This is a genomic window from Bacillus basilensis, assembly GCF_050630465.1.
In the GTDB taxonomy this organism is placed as follows: Bacteria; Bacillota; Bacilli; order Bacillales; family Bacillaceae_G; genus Bacillus_A; species Bacillus_A basilensis.
Genome location: NZ_JBNTQO010000018.1, coordinates 74,717 through 91,422, shown reverse-complemented (window position 1 = coordinate 91,422; position 16,706 = coordinate 74,717). Strand labels below are relative to the sequence as shown.

At 36.7% G+C, this 16,706-nt stretch carries 16 protein-coding genes and 2 pseudogenes; 9 read left to right on the top strand and 9 right to left on the bottom strand.

Going from position 1 to position 16,706, the window contains the following annotated elements:
• Window positions 1–114: 114 nt before the first annotated feature.
• Window positions 115–618 carry a GNAT family N-acetyltransferase gene (locus ACQVV1_RS24675; protein ID WP_431169651.1) on the top strand — a complete coding sequence of 168 codons (504 nt, stop codon included), beginning with the start codon at window positions 115–117 and terminating at the stop codon, window positions 616–618.
• A 125-nt stretch (window positions 619–743) separates the two neighbouring features.
• Here the strand turns inward: ACQVV1_RS24675 and lsrF are convergent, their stop codons facing one another.
• From lsrF to ACQVV1_RS24655, 4 genes are read right to left on the bottom strand one after another with little or no spacing between them, the layout of a single operon-like run.
• Window positions 744–1,526: a 3-hydroxy-5-phosphonooxypentane-2,4-dione thiolase gene (gene lsrF / locus ACQVV1_RS24670; RefSeq protein WP_309258959.1), complete on the bottom strand. Its 783-nt coding sequence runs from the start codon at window positions 1,524–1,526 to the stop codon at window positions 744–746.
• A 6-nt stretch (window positions 1,527–1,532) separates the two neighbouring features.
• The gene (locus ACQVV1_RS24665; RefSeq protein ID WP_000909986.1) at window positions 1,533–1,895 is read right to left on the bottom strand and encodes a cupin domain-containing protein; all 363 of its coding nucleotides are present in this window, start codon (window positions 1,893–1,895) and stop codon (window positions 1,533–1,535) included.
• Between the two features lie 25 nt (window positions 1,896–1,920).
• Entirely contained in the window at window positions 1,921–3,483 is a 1,563-nt protein-coding gene (gene lsrK / locus ACQVV1_RS24660) for an autoinducer-2 kinase (RefSeq protein ID WP_431169649.1), read from the bottom strand.
• Window positions 3,483–4,415 carry a sugar-binding transcriptional regulator gene (locus ACQVV1_RS24655; RefSeq protein WP_242252850.1) on the bottom strand — a complete coding sequence of 311 codons (933 nt, stop codon included), beginning with the start codon at window positions 4,413–4,415 and terminating at the stop codon, window positions 3,483–3,485. The genes lsrK and ACQVV1_RS24655 overlap by 1 nt, the downstream gene beginning before the upstream one ends.
• Window positions 4,416–4,764: 349 nt before the next feature.
• On the opposite strand from ACQVV1_RS24655, the gene ACQVV1_RS24650 reads away from it, so the two are divergent.
• The 4 genes from ACQVV1_RS24650 to lsrB are packed head-to-tail and all read left to right on the top strand — an operon-like array spanning window position 4,765 to window position 9,228.
• Entirely contained in the window at window positions 4,765–6,252 is a 1,488-nt protein-coding gene (locus ACQVV1_RS24650; protein WP_309258957.1) for a sugar ABC transporter ATP-binding protein, read from the top strand.
• A complete protein-coding gene (locus ACQVV1_RS24645; RefSeq protein ID WP_309258956.1) occupies window positions 6,249–7,202 on the top strand; it encodes an ABC transporter permease subunit in 954 nt (317 codons plus the stop codon). The genes ACQVV1_RS24650 and ACQVV1_RS24645 overlap by 4 nt, the downstream gene beginning before the upstream one ends.
• Window positions 7,199–8,188, top strand: coding sequence for an ABC transporter permease (locus tag ACQVV1_RS24640; RefSeq protein WP_242252855.1), 990 nt, complete (start codon window positions 7,199–7,201; stop codon window positions 8,186–8,188). Before ACQVV1_RS24645 ends, ACQVV1_RS24640 begins: the two co-directional genes overlap by 4 nt.
• Entirely contained in the window at window positions 8,185–9,228 is a 1,044-nt protein-coding gene (gene lsrB / locus ACQVV1_RS24635; RefSeq protein ID WP_431169648.1) for an autoinducer 2 ABC transporter substrate-binding protein LsrB, read from the top strand. Before ACQVV1_RS24640 ends, lsrB begins: the two co-directional genes overlap by 4 nt.
• A 48-nt stretch (window positions 9,229–9,276) precedes the next feature.
• Here lsrB and ACQVV1_RS24630 read toward each other — a convergent pair whose 3' ends face one another.
• The gene (locus ACQVV1_RS24630) at window positions 9,277–10,779 is read right to left on the bottom strand and encodes a malate:quinone oxidoreductase (RefSeq protein WP_242252859.1); all 1,503 of its coding nucleotides are present in this window, start codon (window positions 10,777–10,779) and stop codon (window positions 9,277–9,279) included.
• 380 nt (window positions 10,780–11,159) lie between these two features.
• Here ACQVV1_RS24630 and ACQVV1_RS24625 point away from each other — a divergent pair, with 380 nt between their 5' ends.
• Complete coding sequence (locus tag ACQVV1_RS24625; protein ID WP_431169646.1) at window positions 11,160–12,206, top strand: DUF2332 domain-containing protein; 1,047 nt, start codon at window positions 11,160–11,162, stop codon at window positions 12,204–12,206.
• Here ACQVV1_RS24625 and ACQVV1_RS24620 read toward each other — a convergent pair.
• Window positions 12,203–12,397, bottom strand: coding sequence for a hypothetical protein (locus tag ACQVV1_RS24620; RefSeq protein ID WP_242252862.1), 195 nt, complete (start codon window positions 12,395–12,397; stop codon window positions 12,203–12,205). The two genes, ACQVV1_RS24625 and ACQVV1_RS24620, sit on opposite strands and share 4 nt — an antisense overlap.
• Window positions 12,391–12,654, bottom strand: a pseudogene (locus ACQVV1_RS24615) (GNAT family N-acetyltransferase); the annotation flags it as partial. The pseudogene ACQVV1_RS24615 and the gene ACQVV1_RS24620, both read right to left, overlap by 7 nt.
• 277 nt (window positions 12,655–12,931) lie before the next feature.
• Between ACQVV1_RS24615 and entB the strand changes: the two are divergent.
• The gene (gene entB / locus ACQVV1_RS24610) at window positions 12,932–14,218 is read left to right on the top strand and encodes a cell wall-binding protein EntB (protein ID WP_431169645.1); all 1,287 of its coding nucleotides are present in this window, start codon (window positions 12,932–12,934) and stop codon (window positions 14,216–14,218) included.
• A gap of 51 nt (window positions 14,219–14,269) precedes the next feature.
• Here the strand turns inward: entB and ACQVV1_RS24605 are convergent.
• Window positions 14,270–14,788 (bottom strand): annotated as a pseudogene (locus ACQVV1_RS24605) (kinase).
• Window positions 14,789–15,006: 218 nt separating this feature from the next.
• Here ACQVV1_RS24605 and ACQVV1_RS24600 point away from each other — a divergent pair.
• Complete coding sequence (locus ACQVV1_RS24600) at window positions 15,007–15,546, top strand: GNAT family N-acetyltransferase (RefSeq protein WP_242252865.1); 540 nt, start codon at window positions 15,007–15,009, stop codon at window positions 15,544–15,546.
• 42 nt (window positions 15,547–15,588) lie between these two features.
• On the top strand, window positions 15,589–16,119 hold the full coding sequence (locus ACQVV1_RS24595; RefSeq protein ID WP_431169644.1) for a cysteine hydrolase family protein: 531 nt from the start codon (window positions 15,589–15,591) through the stop codon (window positions 16,117–16,119).
• Between the two features lie 128 nt (window positions 16,120–16,247).
• Here the strand turns inward: ACQVV1_RS24595 and ACQVV1_RS24590 are convergent, their stop codons facing one another.
• Window positions 16,248–16,685, bottom strand: coding sequence for a YndM family protein (locus tag ACQVV1_RS24590; RefSeq protein ID WP_016717788.1), 438 nt, complete (start codon window positions 16,683–16,685; stop codon window positions 16,248–16,250).
• Window positions 16,686–16,706: the final 21 nt, after the last annotated feature.

Here is a 16,706-nt window from a genome sequence, read left to right as displayed (position 1 = left end):
ATAACAATAATGTATCTTGATGCAAGAAAATCTAGAGAATCTAGCAGGTTTCTCATATGGTACAGTACGAAACTATTATAAGTAGTACAGTGATATAAATAGGAGGTTACCGCTATGACATCTGTATTTAAAGATATGGCGTTCCAGCTGAGAACGGAACGACTCGACCTGAATATGTGGGAGGAATCCGATGCAGCCTGGCTTAGAGAACTAATTGGTGAACGTGGAGTGGAAATGCCAACCGTTGAATCTGTTCGTAACGATCTTATTGAGAAGCGCAAGAAAGCAGCTGAAAATGGTATTTCTCTTCTCACTATTCGTAGACGAGACGAAGGCGATTTCATCGGTTACTGTGGCTTAATTATCGGTCGTTCTACGCTTGAAGAGCCGGAGATTGCATACGAGTTGTTCCGCAGTGCTCATCGCATGGGATATGCGACAGAGGCAGCATCAGCGGTGCTAGAGGCTGCGATTGCTACGGGACGCCAAAGACTTTGGTCAACTGTAGGTGCTTGGAATACTGCATCTTTCCGGGTATTAGAGAAGATAGGATTTAAGCGGCATCACAGTACGTTTGGTGAACGCGGTGAGATTGTTTGGAATGTACGCGATCTGTAGAGACCTGACCAAATTTGAAATAATAAGAAATGTAAAAGAAAGCCCATATGTTACATATGGGCTTTTCCTTATTATGGTAAATATTGATTTTGTATTTATTTAAGTGTAATAGTCTATCTATTACCTTAGTTTTTTACATCATCATATAATTCCAGCGCCTCTTTCACATTCAATCCATTCTTCACAATACCATGAATCGCTTGAATCATCGCAGCAGGATGTTCAGATTGCCATATGTTTCGGCCCATATCTACCCCGATTGCGCCTTCTTGCAGTGCATTGTACGTAATGTTTAATGCGTCTTCAATGGAATCTAGTTTTGGTCCACCAGCGATTACGACTGGGGCAGGGCAAGTGCTTGTGATTTTTTCGAATCCTTCGCAGTAGTACGTTTTAATAATGTCAGCGCCCATTTCAACGCATACACGGGAAGCGAGTGCAAGAAAGCGCGCTTCTCGTTTTTGTAGTTCTTTTGCAACTGCGGTAATGCCGAGTACTGGCAGACCATAATCGTGAGCTTCTGAAACTACATTTGCGAGATTTGTAACTGTTTGTGTTTCATAGTCTGATCCCACGAAAACAGAAACGCCGACGCCAATTGCATTTTGTTTCACTGCTTCTTTTACAGGGGTAACGATTGTTTCATTCGCTAAGTCTTTACCGACGACAGTAGATCCTCCTGATACACGCATTACCATCGGTGTGCTGCAGTTTTCAGGAATACAGGAGCTAAGTACACCTCGCGTTAAAAAGAGGGAATCTGTATAAGGAAGTAAGTTTTTGACGGTCTCAAGTGGCTGTTCAAGCCCGTGAATTGGTCCTAAAAAGTAGCCGTGATCTATCGCTAACATAACCGCTCTGCCATCAGGTAAAATAGTATTTAATCGATTTTTAAATCCCCAAGTCATTTGAAATCACTCCTTCGTTAATGTTGGATTTTCCGTTTGAACCGTATCTTTATTTGGTAAATGTGGTGACTTAATAAAAACAGCTTTAAAAGGTTTGTCAGAATGGTTAATCAGATAGTGAGATTCATGAGGGCGAACTTGCAGGACATCACCTTGTTTAATCGGAACTCTTTCATTATTCACATAGAAATCTATTTCACCTTCTAATGCATAAAAGACCTCTTCGCAAGTAGTATGATAATGGTTTTGAAACTCCTGTCCAGGTTGAATGACAACAAGACCAAGATCGATATTCGGACCTTGTATTAAATATTTCGGCCCGTTATCACCGAAGCGATAGGAGAAGTCGTTTTCATTCGCTTTTAACATACAGTTCACTCCTTTATGTAATGTGTTACAGTGCACCAGGCGCAATCCACATATGTGAGGTGAGCCTTTTATCAGCTAAAGCGAGCTGACTGTCATATACAGTTTTCCATGTTTCATAGAATTCTTTATATAGTTCGTGATTTTCAGTAACTGGTTCGAATGTGTGCTCCCACTGTACAAACTGTTCAGCGGTTTCTTCCATTGAATTATATATTCCAGCACCAACTCCAGCAGCAATCGCAGTTCCTAAAGCAGCTGCTTCTTTCACAACTGGTACTTTTACAGGGATACCGAGTACGTCTGATAGAATTTGTGGCCATAGTTTCCCTTTAGCGGCACCCCCAGCAAAAACGACTTCAGAAGGGAATGTCCCTGTGAGATTTTCTATTAATTTTAAGTTGCCAAGTGTAACAAAGGCGGCATTTTCTTCAATAGCACGGAACAGTTCTTTTTTTCCACATTTGTCAGCGTCTAAACTTAAATTTAAAAAGGAAGGTGCGGCATGACGCCAAGAAATGTAGTTCATTACGTTTGAAAAAGTAGGGATAATGCCATATGAGCCGACAGGTACATCATTCGCTTGTTCTTCTAATAATTCATAAGCATCTACACCAAGTTTGTCAGCAAGTTTCTTTTCCTCTTGGCAAAAAGCGTCTCTAAACCAGCGCATAACAAGTCCTGGGAAAAAGGCAATCGTTTCATATTGCCATAGGTTAGGTACGACGTGACAATTTATACGAATTGCAGCACATGGATCCGTTATTGGCTCAGTAACATTCACTTCTTGTTGCCAAAAACTACCTCCGCATATTAACGTTTGATGCGGTTTCACGACTCCAGTTCCGAGCGATGCCATTTGAGCATCTCCACCCCCGGCTACGACAGGAATTCCTTCACGTAATCCAGTTAATGCTGCACACTCTTTTGTAACGTTGCCAATTACTGTACCAGCTTCATTTACTGTTGGTGAAAATGGTAAAGATAGACCGCACTCCTTAGCGACATCGTTATCCCACACTCTATTTTGTAAGTCAAAAATACCAGACGTACATCCGTTTGAGGGATCAATTTGCAGTACGCCGCTTAATTTATATAAAATCCAATCGTTTAACATTGTAAAAGAATGAATATTATTATAGACGTCGGGTTCATGTTTTTTAATCCAAAGTAGGCGGGGTAAAGCACCTAATGAAAAAGTTTGACCAGACTTTGTATATAAATCTTTTTCAAGATGTGACCGAATTTCTTTTAGTTCACTAACCTCGGCAGATGCGCGTCCATCAACATTTGCACAAGCCCATATTTCTTGCCCATCTTGATCGTATAGAACAAAACCTTCTCGCATACTTGTCGCGCTAATAGCAAGAATAGAAGAGGCAGGAGTGTTACTTTTTTGAAGAACCTCTTTTGTGCATACTTGTACAAGCTTCCAATTTTCTATTACATCAAAGTTCATAGAGCCTGGGTAACGAGGGTCAGATTTGTGAATCCATTCTTTTTGACTTACTGCAATTTGATTACCATGTAAATCAAAAAGAACTGCTCGAATGCTTCCTGTACCAGCATCGAAAGCTAATAAATTGGACATTAACAATCACCATCCTTTCGTAATAAGGAGAGGGCAGTTTCCTCATCGGTAATTAAGGTATGAATGAACTTTCCTTTTAAGGCACCATAAATTGCATCTATCTTTTCTGTACCTCCAGCAACACCGATGACATGATTCATATTGCGCAGAATAGAGAGAGGCGTGCCAATTAGGCGATTGTGATGTGGGAGCTCTAATAAATCGCCATTCGTATTATAAAACTGACCTAAAATATCTCCAGCACCATTTTGGTTACGAATATATGTCATTTCACGTAGTGTAAGTTTTTCTTCTTTCACAATAGTGGCATCTTGAGATAAACCGCCAATACCAACAACTGCTGTTTGAGCAAGTGAAGCGACATGAAGCATATCTTTTACACCCGGTTCTGATAGAATACTTTGTGCCATTTCGGTTGTAGACGCTAGAAACGGCGTAGGAATAATGTGAAGATCGCCTTGCATGTAGTGTAAATAGTTTTGTTTTCTAGGGAGATAGTGATTTACTCCACCTGTTAGCGTTACGATTGAAAGGTTAATAGAGCTTTCAAAATGAATGTTTTCTAGCATTTTGCTAATTGTTTCGCCCCAGCCTATGCCGAGTAGATCGCCTTGTTGGAGCTGAGTTTCTAAATACTGTGCAGCAGCTTTGCCGAGGGAAGTAGCATAATTGTCTATTGGAGTAGGGATAATGAATGCATCTTTTAAGTGGAATTTTTTTATTAAGTCACGTTCAATGCTCAAACAGTGTAAACCAGTCCCTTTTACATGAAATGTAACGATGCCTTCACTTCGCGCCTTATCTAATAACCGGACGACTTTATTTCTTGAAATATGAAGAAGTGAAGCGATCTCCTGTTGTGTTAATTGGTCTTTATAATAGTACCAAGCTACTTTTGTTAATAAATTCTCTTCAAAGTTCAGCTGTGTCATACTCTTCATCCCTTTCAACAATTGACCACTGCTTAAACATATGTGCTGTATATTTTGTTTATTCCAGTTGAAACGATTAATAATGCCTAGAAAAAAGTGTTCTAGATATAAAAAAAGGAATATACAATGCTACAAAACAAGTAGAACAAATAATCATTTTCTCAAAAAATGTTCTGGATAAAGTGAAACTTTAATCAGTGGGGATTTTGTTCATCCCCCACTGATTATTAGTTGAACCAATCGGGCATTTACTGGCAGTTTATCTCCCACCAAACTTCTTTGCTCCAGCTGAATTTTTAGGTGGGAGCTTTACTGCCAGTTAATGCGGGATAAAGGCAGGTGACATCATGTGGAGAACGCACCTTTATTACAAGTAAAAAAAATGAATAAGGCGTTTTTAAATCAACTTGTATTAAAAGAAGTGAACATTCAAGTAGAGCGCGGAGATATATACGCTTTAGTTGGAGGGAATGGTGCCGGGAAATCAACATTAATGAAAATATTAACGGGGTTATATTCGTATGATGATGGAGAAATGTATGTACAAGGAACGAAGCAACAGTTTTCAAATCCGTCAGAAGCACACCGAAAAGGTATTTATTTAATACCGCAAGAACCGCTCATTTTTCCGCATATGACTATTGAAGAAAATATATGTATCGGGTTAAAAGAAAAGAAAAAGAAAAAGAAATTAAGAGTACAGATTCAGCAATTGATTAGCAGCCTAGGATGGGGTATTGACCTTAATGAACTAGGAGGATCATTATCGATTGCGCAACAACAGTTAGTAGAAATTGTTAGAGGATTAATACGAGAAGCCGAGATTCTTATTCTAGATGAGCCAACATCGACATTAACAACTCACGAAATTAAGAGTCTTTTTGTGTTGATGAAAAGTTTACAAGAAAAAGGAATTGGGATGATTTATATTACGCATCGCTTTCCAGAAATCTTTGAAATTGCTAACAAAGTAGCAATATTACGAGATGGAATGATTGTAAGTCAAGGAGATGTATGTGACTATACATATGACATGCTGATGGAGGGACTATTACCAAAAGGGTATAAACAGAAAGAGAAAATAGAAGTAGTTCAAGAGACCACAAGGATGAAAAAAATATTAGAAGTGATTGATATAAATGGTCACGCATTCGAAAATATATCATTCACTGTACATGCTGGTGAGATTGTAGGTGTTGCTGGAATTATTGGATCGGGCAGAACGGAATTAGCAGAAGCGATTTTTGGGTTGAAAACTATAAAATCAGGGTCTATTTTATTAGATGGAAAATCAATTGATACATGCTCTTTGCATAAAAGACTAGACGAAGGACTAGTTTATGTGCCAGAGGATAGGGCGAGGAATGGAATTTTCTCAATTGCTTCTGTTAAAGAAAATATCGCAGCAGCAAGTTTACAGCAAAATAATCGCTTTTTTATAAATCAAGAAAAAGAAAGCGCTTTAGTTAATTCGTTTATAGAACAGTTCCGAATTGTTGTACAGAATATGAATAAAGAACTGGCATCTTTATCAGGAGGTAATCAGCAGAAGGTCGTGCTTGCAAAGTATCTCGCATGTAATCCTAAAGTTATTATTCTTGATGAGCCGACCCGTGGAATTGATGCGAAAGCAAGGCTTGAAGTGTATGAGACGATAGAAAAAATGAAGAGGGAAGGACTCGCAATAATATTAATCTCTTCAGATGTTGAGGAAATTGTTCAATTGGCAAATCGTGTATATGTAATGCGAAACGGAAAATTTATTTCTCATTTGGAAAAAGGACAAATGAGTGTAGATGAAGTTACACGCCTTGCATACGGAGGTGTAGCGGAATGAAACGCATGTTAAAAATGCACGAAACGTCTATCATAACGTTACTACTAATTTATATAGCTATTGTAGGAATGATAAATCCTAGTTTTATTCAATTTAACTCGTTATCTTTAATGATGAAATCTAGCGTTATTTTAGTCGTGTTAGCAATCGGCCAATCGTTCGTCCTATTTACAAAAAATATAGATGTATCAGTTGGTTCAAGCATGGGGTTAAGTGCAGCAGTTTGCGGAATGTTGCTAACGAATGAATATAGTGCATCCTTGTCGATATTTGCTGCTATTACACTTGGCGCCATTATCGGTTTCGTAAATGGTATTGGAGTTGCGAAGTTTCGAGTACCAGCTATTATTATGACATTAGGCATGTTAGGAATTATTAGAGGTGCGATGTTAATTTTCACAGGTGGGAAGTGGATTGAAGATATTCCAAACGATTTTAAGCAGCTGTCATCTATCGTCATTCTTGGCTTGCCGATAACTGTATGGTTTGTTCTTATTATTTTACTACTACTATATTTCTTTTTAATGAAAGTACCATACGGAAGATATTTCTATGCAGTAGGTGATAATGAAGATGGTGCGAGACTTATTGGGATACCAGTAAATAAGGTGAAGATATATGCGTTTATTATATCGGGCATAAGTGCTGCACTCGCTGGTTGTATATTTGTTATGAATATTGGGTTCGTTCCGAATCAAACAGGCACCGGAATAGAACTACAGGTTATCGCAGCTGCTGTACTAGGGGGAATTCATTTAAAAGGAGGAACGGGTTCTATATTTGGAGCTGCATTAGGAGCGTTATTTTTAGAGGCGATAAGTAGTTCACTCGTCTTTTTAAAAATACCAGCATTTTGGAATAATGCTATTTCAGGTTTTTTACTACTACTTATTATCATATTGGATAGTGTAATGAAAAAGTGGAAAGCAGAAAGGAGAATGAATCTATGAAGTATTTTTACAGATGGGAAGGTGTTCTAATCGTATTACTTCTAATAGAATTCATTTTCTTTAGTTTTATAAATAGTGATTTCTTAAACGTTAGTAATCTCCTTTTTAGTACAAATGATTTTCTGTTTATAGCAATCGCAGCAATTTCAATGACTTTCGTTATTGTAACAGGAGGAATTGACGTATCGGTTGGCTCAATAATGGGGCTAACTTCGATTTTGATCGGTGTACTTTGGAGGAACGGGATACCTATTTTGTTTGCTGTTATACTTGCTCTTATATTCAGTTGTTTAGCAGGCGGTTTAAACGGACTCATTATAAAAATGACGGATGTAGAACCACTCGTCATTACACTCGGAACGATGTTTTTATACGGCGGGATTGCACTCGTCATTTCAGGAGGGGCAGGCGCTTCCGGATACGAAGGGATAAGTGGTTTACCTGGGGATTTTGTACAACTGGCAAATGGTAGTTTTATAGGAATACCTAATTTATTATGGCTACTTATCGTATTAACAATGCTATTTACTACATTGTTTCACCGAACAATATATGGGCGCCACGTAAAATTAACGGGGGCGAATGAAAATGCAGCGAAATATACCGGGATTAAAACGAAGAAAGTAGTGATTATCGCTTATATACTTTCTGGGTTTGGAGGTGGATTAGGGGGAACTTTCTTAACTGCCTATTTCGGTTCCGCACGTGCTGATATGGGAAGTGAAACAATTTTACCAATCATTACAGCAGTCGTATTAGGCGGGACACTTATTACAGGGGGAAAAGGAAGCATTATCGGTACTGTACTGGCGAGTATTTTTATTGGGCTCATGCAGTATGGCTTGCAAATGACGGGTTTAACAAATGAACAATCCAACGTAGTAATTGGTATTATTCTTATTCTTTCAGTTATTATGAGACATTTCAAATTACATCAATTCACACTGGGGAAAAGAAAGAACTTGCATAAGGGGGAAATGTCATGAAGAGAAAACTAGGGATTGTATTCATTGTATGCATTTGTTTAATCGGTTTAATCGCTTGTTCTAGTCAAACGGCAGATAAGAAAAAAGCGGATGATGTGAAATTTGCATTCATTCCGAAACTAACTGGAGTTGGCTTCTTTACATCGGGTGGTGAAGGGGCAAAAGAGATGGGAGATAAACTAGGCGTACAAGTGAAATATGATGGACCGTCTGAAGCAAGCGTATCAGGGCAGGTAAAATATATAAACAATTTTATTAACCAAAACTATGATGCACTTATGGTCTCTTCTACTTCAGTAGATGGTTTATCCCAATCACTGCAACGTGCTAAGAAAAAAGGGATGACTGTTTTAACATGGGATTCTGATGTGAATCCGAAAGACCGTTCCTTTTATATAAGCCAAGGAACACCAGACCAACTTGCTAACTTATTAATTGAAATGACTTCCAAACAAATTGGAGATAAAGGAAAAGTAGCCTTCTTTTATTCAAGTCCAACAGTAACGGATCAAAACCAATGGGTAACGAAAGCGAAAGAAATTATTAAAAAGAAATATCCGAACTGGGAAATTGTAACGACGCAGTATGGTGAAAATAATGCGCAAAAGTCTTTGTCAGTAGGGGAGAACATTTTAAAAACGTATCCAGATATTAATGCAGTCATTTGCCCAGATGCAACGGCACTTCCGGCAATGGCACAAGCAGCTGAAAACTTGAAAATGGATAAAAAAGTCGTTGTAACTGGTTTCTCTACACCAAACGTTATGCGTGATTATGTCAAACGAGGAACAGTACAACAATTCGGATTATGGGATGTAAAACAACAAGGGGCACTCGCAACGTATGTATCAAATGAAATTGTAGTAAAAGGGAAGAAGTTAAAAGTAGGAGATAGCTTTGAAGTAAAAGGAATCGGAAAAGTGAAAGTAGAGCCGAACTCCATTCAAGGATATGATTATGAGGCAGAAGGGAATGGAATTATCGTGTTACCAGAAAGAGTTGTATTTACGAAAGATAATATTGATAAGTATAATTTTTAATAGACAAATAAAAACGTCCGAATATATCGGACGTTTTTTATTTCTGCATTAATTATGAACAGTTTCTTTTTCGTTTAATCCAAGCGTACGACCAGTCGAAGTGTGAAGGTCTTGGAACAATCTTGGATTTTCTGTTAGTGAAATGCCGTAAGAAGGAATCATTTCTTTAATCTTTTCTTCCCATTCTACCATACGGCTTGGGAAACATTTTTCTAATACTTCAAGCATGACGTGTACGGCAGTAGATGCACCTGGTGAAGCACCTAGTAATGCAGCGATTGAGCCGTCAGCTGCACTTACAACTTCTGTACCGAATTGAAGTGTACCTTTACCACCGGCATCAGTATCTTTAATTACTTGCACACGTTGCCCAGCAACTACAATGTCCCAATCTTCACTTTTTGCGTTCGGAATGAATTCGCGTAATTCTTCCATACGTTTTTCATGTGATAACATAACTTGTTGAATTAAGTATTTTGTTAGTCCCATTTCTTTTACACCAGCAGCTAACATCGTTAAGACGTTATTCGGTTTTACAGAACCAATTAAGTCAAGGTTTGAGCCAGTTTTTAAGAATTTAGGTGAGAACCCTGCGAACGGTCCAAATAGTAAAGCTTTTTTATTGTCTATATATCTCGTATCAAGGTGAGGTACAGACATTGGTGGAGCACCAACTTTAGCTTTACCATATACTTTCGCATGATGTTGTTCTACAACTTTTTGGTTTTTACATACCATAAATAGTCCACTTACTGGGAATCCACCGATATGTTTTGATTCAGGAATGCCAGTCTTTTGTAGTAGAGGTAGGCTACCGCCACCGCCGCCGATAAAGACAAATTTTGCAGTATGATGTTCGATTTTACCACTATTCATATCGTGTACTTTTACTTCCCACAAACCATTCTTCGTGCGTTTAATATTTTCGACACTATGTTTGTAGTTTAGCTCGACATTTTTCGTTTGTAAGTACTCAAACAACATACGTGTTAATGCACCGAAGTTAACATCTGTTCCAGAGTCAATCTTCGTTGCAGCCATCAATTCATTAGATGTACGTCCTTCCATAATGAGTGGAAGCCATTTTTTTAATGTTTCAGGAGCATCGGAAAATTCCATACCTTGAAACAGTGGGTTTTTTGAAAGCGCTTCAAAACGGTTTTTTAGAAACTCAACATTTTTTTCACCTTGTACTAAACTCATATGAGGTAGAGGCATAATAAAATCTTGTGGATTACGAATTAATTTACTTTTTACAAGATATGCCCAAAATTGTCTTGAAAGCTGGAATTGCTCATTCACTTTTACAGCCTTACTAATATCTATAGATCCGTCAGATTTTTCGGAAGTATAGTTCAGTTCGCATAGCGCAGAATGCCCTGTACCTGCATTATTCCATTCATTAGAGCTTTCTTCCCCGGCACTTGCGAGTTTTTCAAAAACTTTAATTTCCCATTCAGGTGCTAATTCTTTTAGTAATGAGCCTAACGTTGCACTCATAATTCCTGCACCAATTAAGATAACGTCTGTTTTTTGCTGCATGTTGCTCATGATAATCTCTCCATCCCCTATATTGGCAAAAAAGAGTAGGTGTTTACTGTATCTAAGCCGTAAAAAGAAAACACCGCCTAGGCCCCACCTAGGTATTTACCTTTTTTGTCTCAATTGTATAACCATCTCATACTCTATTATAATAATTAATAGACTAAAATATCTAGTGTTATCTGATAATTTTAAACTATTTAACGTTTTATTCGCCAAAAATCTGATTTAACAAGCTCTTTTAAGGTGGTAAATAGAAAAAAATTATAGTTTGAAATTATCTCGAAAAAGCTTACATATCCAAAAATGGGTAGAAAGGATACCTTTTTATGGGATTTTTGCCCCTTTAATTGTATGATTATTCTGTAAAATTAAAAGGAGGGATACAGATGCGTACACAAGAACAAATCGCAAACTTATTTCGAAATTTTTCAATAAAGGAATGTAAAGGATCAAGTGACTTATATGAATACTTAGCGATAAAAATAGCTGAAGATGAGGAAGTACTTACACTATCTTCCTACGCTCAAGCAGGTCAACCAGTCCCAAACTTATTATTAGGTGCAGTACACCATTTATTACTAGCAGGAAAAGAACATCATTTAAAAACGTATTATAGTAGCTTAGTTGAACATGCTAATACGGATTTAGACCAAGCTTTTCATCATTTTAAAGATTTCTGTAAAATGTACAGAGAAGAAATTATTACGTTATTACAAACGAAACTTGTTCAAACGAATGAAGTAAGAAGATGTGCATATTTATATCCAAGTTTCAGTTACATATTTAATAAAGTGAACAAACCGTTAGCGTTAATTGAAATTGGGACAAGTTCTGGATTACAACTATTCTGGGATCAATATAGCTATTCGTACGGAACAGATGAAACATACGGAAATATAAATTCGAATGTACATGTAACTTCTGAAATAAGAGGGAAGAATGTGCCTCATTTATTAAAAGAAAGTCCACCTGTTGTAGAAAGAATCGGACTAGATTTACATGTAAATGATTTACATAGTAACGAAGATTATTTATGGCTACGTGCACTTATTTGGCCAGAACATAAAGAAAGGCTTGAACTGTTTGACCAAGCTGCATCTTTAGTAAAAAATAAATCTGTTCAATTAATAGAAGGAGACGGTGTAGAGCTATTACCATCTATTATTGAACGAATAAGTAGCGATGCTATTATCTGTATTTTCCATACACACGTCGCAAATCAAATACCTGAACAAGTAAAACATAAGTTAGAAAAACAAATCCAAGAAATCGGTGCAAAACGTGATATATTCCACCTATATAACAACATGTGGGACCGGGACCTGCATATTAATTATTATATTAACGGAAACGAATATCGTGAAACGGTTGGAGAAACAGAAGGGCATGGGAGATGGTTTAGCTGGAAGATTGGAAATGAGAGGCTTTGCTAGTGTTTCTTCAAAATAAAAATAGCTAATGGGAATACGCCATTAGCTATTTTTTTAAATCCATCGGGAATCCAAGTGGAAATTTCATTACGAGGTGTAGCAACAACAAGCCAATCCTCACATTGAACACTAGCTTGCCAACATTCATAATCTTCATGTAAACCATTTACGTAAATAATTTGCCCGTTCCCCAATGTTCTGGCAAAATCATATATTCAATTTCAGCTTCTTTTTCATTCTCCTCACTTAATGTAATGTGGCCGAGTCCAATATATATATTTGTAATAGAATCATACACTTTATAAGAACCGAATAGTTGATGCTTTTCACTACGGTTTATCAATTTTTTAAAGTCAGTTTGCGCTTCTTCTAACGAAATAGCCCGTTCAGTAATTTGTGCCATCACTTTTTTATTTGAAACAAGCTGAAAATATAAATTGAAATATGTCATATGTGCATTGCTGATTTTATTAAGGTTACATTCGTTTTAGGAATTATAAGACAACTATTAATTGTGAAGAGGGGGATAGAACGTTTATAGGAGATATGGAAAGTTATAATATATAGAATTAAAAATAAGAATTTGATAGTATTGGAGTAAGGAGTTTTAATAACAGTATATTAAGTCGTATTAATATATCTGTTGCAAATGTTTTGGTATGATATTAAATTTTATTATTTTTACGAAAGCATTTGATAGAATTCAAAAAAATATAATGGAGGCTAATATGAAAAAAGTAATTGGCGCAGCAACAGCAACTGTTTTCGGATTGGGAGCATTTACTACAACTGCTACTGCAGAAACAATCGTAACAGCAGATGTACTCAACGTACGTGAAAAACCGACTACGGAATCAAAAGTTGTCGAAAAAGTAAAAAACGGGGAAGAATTAAAAGTCATAAATACTGAAGATGGCTGGTCAAAAATTGAGTTGAATGGTAAAGAAGTATTTGTAAGCTCGGAGTTTACAAAAGATATTTACCATGTAACAGCAGATTTGTTAAATGTACGTTCTGAATCAAACACAGAATCAAAAATTCTTGGCAGACTGAAAAAAGATGATGTAATTGAATCAACGAACCAAGTAAAAGATGGATGGCTACAATTTGAGTATAAGGGAAAAACAGCTTATGTAAATGTTTCGTTCTTATCAAGTAAAGCACCAATTGAAAAAAAGGCTGACGAGAAAACGAAGCAAGTAACGAAAGTACAAAAAACGGTTAAAGCTAAGGAAGAAGCTAAAACACAGAAGATAACAAAGGCAAAAGAAACAATAAAACCTAAGGAAGAAGTGAAAGTACAAGAAGTAACAAAGCCTAAGGAAGAAGTGAAAGTACAAGAAGTAGCAAAGCCTAAGGAAGAAGTGAAAGTACAAGAAGTAGCAAAGCCTAAGGAAGAAGTGAAAGCGCAAGAAATAGCAAAGCCTAAGGAAGAAGTGAAAGTACAAGAAGTAGCAAAGCCTAAGGAAGAAGTAAAAGTACAAGAAGTAGCAAAGCCTAAGGAAGAAGTAAAAGTACAAGAAGTAGCAAAGCCTAAGGAAGAAGTGAAAGCGCAAGAAATAGCAAAGGCTAAGGAAGAAGCAAAGGCACGAGAAATAGCCAAGGCTAAGGAAGAAGCAAAAGCACAAGAGATAGCCAAAGCAAAGGAAGAAGAGAAAGAACGAGAAGCGATAAAGGAAAAAGAACAGTCTAAAAATAACACGCAGTCTGGTAAACGTGAATTAACGGTAGTAGCGACAGCTTATACTGCTGATCCAAGTGAAAATGGTACATATGGTGGACGCGTTTTAACTGCGATGGGGCATGATTTAACGGATAATCCGAATATGAGAATTATCGCAGTTGACCCGAAAGTAATTCCATTAGGATCTAAAGTATGGGTAGAAGGTTATGGAGAAGCAATCGCTGGAGATACCGGAAGTGCAATTAAAGGTAATCGTATTGATGTTTTAATGGGGTCAAAAAGTAAAGCTATGAATTGGGGAAGACAAACTGTTAAAGTGAAAATTCTATAATAAATATAGTATATAACATAATGAAAATAAGACTGACATATTCTGTCGGTCTTATTTTCGTACCATAACATCATTAAGAATCGCATCAAATATATCTTTTTGCGTGAAGTTATCTGTAAAAATAGTTTCTCTAGCAACTTAAATTATATCGTGCGGATTATACCATTTTAGTAATGAATCCTCACTGAATTCATGCCGTTTTTCTCTTGTATTATGTCGTCGAATAGTTTCCTCTAATGATAAATCGAAGTAGTATGTATAAGCGTTTCCTTCAAAATAATGTATTAATTCTTTCAACATTTCTCCGTATCTACGACTGTTTAAAATACCTTCTAAAATAACAAACTCACATTTTCCTTTTCCGTACTTCGTAATTTCAAATAGTAAATCATGTGATAAATTACCCATCGTGTCGTGTACTCTAAGCATATCTCTACGGACAACATCCTGAGATACTAAAAGTGTGCCTTGTCCGAAATGTTCTTGTAGTTGCTTTGCGATTGTTGTTTTACCACTTGCCGAGTTTCCTCTAAGAATGATTAAAGTTGATTTAAGTATAGGATTAGACATAATGTATTCCCCAAACAATATTGATTATATAGAAAATTTTAACAAATAAAACGAAGAAAGTGTATAATCAATATGATGGATATTTAAAGTAGCATGCTAGATGGCTGATACATAAAAAATGCACAATCTATATGGAAACGGACATGGTTTGCGCTATCTAGGGGCAATTAAAGATTTCACAACAAGAAAAAATATAAATAATTAAAAAGAGGTACTATATGCTATTTCAAAAAGATAATGTATCGGTTAGGTACGTAATAGAAGAGGATGCACCAATCATTTCAAAATGGTTAACAGACCCAGAAGTACTGCAGTATTACGAAGGGCGAGATAACCTGCAATCTGTAGAAAAAGTGCTTGATCATTTTATACATAGTCCAAACAGTAATGAAAAAAGATGTTTACTAGAATTTGATACCGTTCCGATTGGTTACATACAAATGTACCCAGTTGATTCAGAGTGGAAAGCGTTATATGGCTATAAAGAATCACAAAATGTATGGGGAAGGGACCAATTTATTGGAGAACCGGCCTGTTGGGGGAAAGGAATTGGAACTAAACTCGTTCAGGCAGCAATTACATATATTATGGAGAATGAGGGAGCAGAAGTAATCGCAATGGACCCGAAAGTTAATAATGAACGTGCGATAAAGTGTTATGAAAAATGCGGATTTAAAAAAGTAAAGATTTTAAAGGAACATGAACTGTATGAGGGGATATTAGAAGATTGTTGGATGGTGGAATTTAAACACTTATAATGATTATGCAATGGCTTATACAAACAAAGGGAGTTGTGTAAAATGAAAAAAGCATTAATCGTAATCGATGTGCAAGCAGGTATGTATACAGCAGGAATGCCAGTACATAATGGGGAGAAGTTTTTAGAAATATTGCAAGGACTTATTGGGGAATGTCGTTCAAAGGATATTCCAGTTATTTATGTCCAACATAACGGACCAAAAGATCACCCGTTAGAAAAAGGTACAGATGGCTGGAAGGTTCATGCGGCAATTGCACCGCAAGAAGGGGATCTCGTTGTTGAAAAGACAACACCAGATTCATTCCATAATACAAACTTAAACGAGGTGTTACAAGAAAAAGGAATTGAACAGGTTATTATTTCAGGAATGCAAACAGAGTACTGTGTGGATACGACAACGCGAAGAGCGTTTAGTGAAGGGTATAAAGTAACGTTAGTGAGTGATGCACATAGTACGTTTAATACAGAAGTGCTACGAGCTGAAGACATTGTGAAACATCATAACGTAGTGTTTGGAGCGTTTGTTGATGTTGTTGCGTTAAAAGATTTGAATGTGACTGTCTCTAAATAAGAGGCAGTTTTTTATTAGAAGCAATAATGTGAAATAATGTCGGCAAGTCGATATTATTTCACATATCATAATGATAACGTAAAACAGGAGCACCACATAATTAAAAAGGGCGCTCCTGCATCAAAATTTTACTTCTTCTTATCTTTATCCAATATATTCTGTTCTTCCGCAAACTCCGTACCATATGCAAATCGTCGATTAATATGAATATTATCGTTGTGGTGCCTTGTGTGGGAGCCAGAGAAGCGATGAACGATTACTTCTGATAATGTGAAGACAATCGCGGAAAGGATGCTTCCCCATGCAATTTGCATATAGTTGTCTAATAAAATATTACCGAAAATCCATACGCTTAAATATGTTAGTAAAAAATCCGACATAATGGCACCAGTATTGCCAATTCGATTTAAAATAATTTTATCAACGAACATATAAGATACGATTGTAACGAAGAGACTGAACGAAATAATTTGGACGAAAGTTGCTGGGAAAAATAAAGCGAGTCCAATACTAAATGCGATAATGCACGATATAAACTTGATTAGTACTACAGTAAAACCATTCAATATTTACACCTCCGATTTATA

Bases quoted from the DNA above. Each gene is read 5' to 3' on its own strand.
- ACQVV1_RS24600 (WP_242252865.1), top strand. From the start codon at position 15,007: ATGCTATTTCAAAAAGATAATGTATCGGTTAGGTACGTAATAGAAGAG.
- ACQVV1_RS24625 (WP_431169646.1), top strand. From the start codon at position 11,160: ATGCGTACACAAGAACAAATCGCAAACTTATTTCGAAATTTTTCAATA.
- ACQVV1_RS24630 (WP_242252859.1), bottom strand. From the start codon at position 10,779: ATGAGCAACATGCAGCAAAAAACAGACGTTATCTTAATTGGTGCAGGA.
- ACQVV1_RS24665 (WP_000909986.1), bottom strand. From the start codon at position 1,895: ATGTTAAAAGCGAATGAAAACGACTTCTCCTATCGCTTCGGTGATAAC.
- ACQVV1_RS24675 (WP_431169651.1), top strand. From the start codon at position 115: ATGACATCTGTATTTAAAGATATGGCGTTCCAGCTGAGAACGGAACGA.
- ACQVV1_RS24655 (WP_242252850.1), bottom strand. From the start codon at position 4,415: ATGACACAGCTGAACTTTGAAGAGAATTTATTAACAAAAGTAGCTTGG.
- lsrK (WP_431169649.1), bottom strand. From the start codon at position 3,483: ATGTCCAATTTATTAGCTTTCGATGCTGGTACAGGAAGCATTCGAGCA.
- lsrF (WP_309258959.1), bottom strand. From the start codon at position 1,526: ATGACTTGGGGATTTAAAAATCGATTAAATACTATTTTACCTGATGGC.
- ACQVV1_RS24640 (WP_242252855.1), top strand. From the start codon at position 7,199: ATGAAGTATTTTTACAGATGGGAAGGTGTTCTAATCGTATTACTTCTA.
- ACQVV1_RS24595 (WP_431169644.1), top strand. From the start codon at position 15,589: ATGAAAAAAGCATTAATCGTAATCGATGTGCAAGCAGGTATGTATACA.
- entB (WP_431169645.1), top strand. From the start codon at position 12,932: ATGAAAAAAGTAATTGGCGCAGCAACAGCAACTGTTTTCGGATTGGGA.
- ACQVV1_RS24645 (WP_309258956.1), top strand. From the start codon at position 6,249: ATGAAACGCATGTTAAAAATGCACGAAACGTCTATCATAACGTTACTA.
- lsrB (WP_431169648.1), top strand. From the start codon at position 8,185: ATGAAGAGAAAACTAGGGATTGTATTCATTGTATGCATTTGTTTAATC.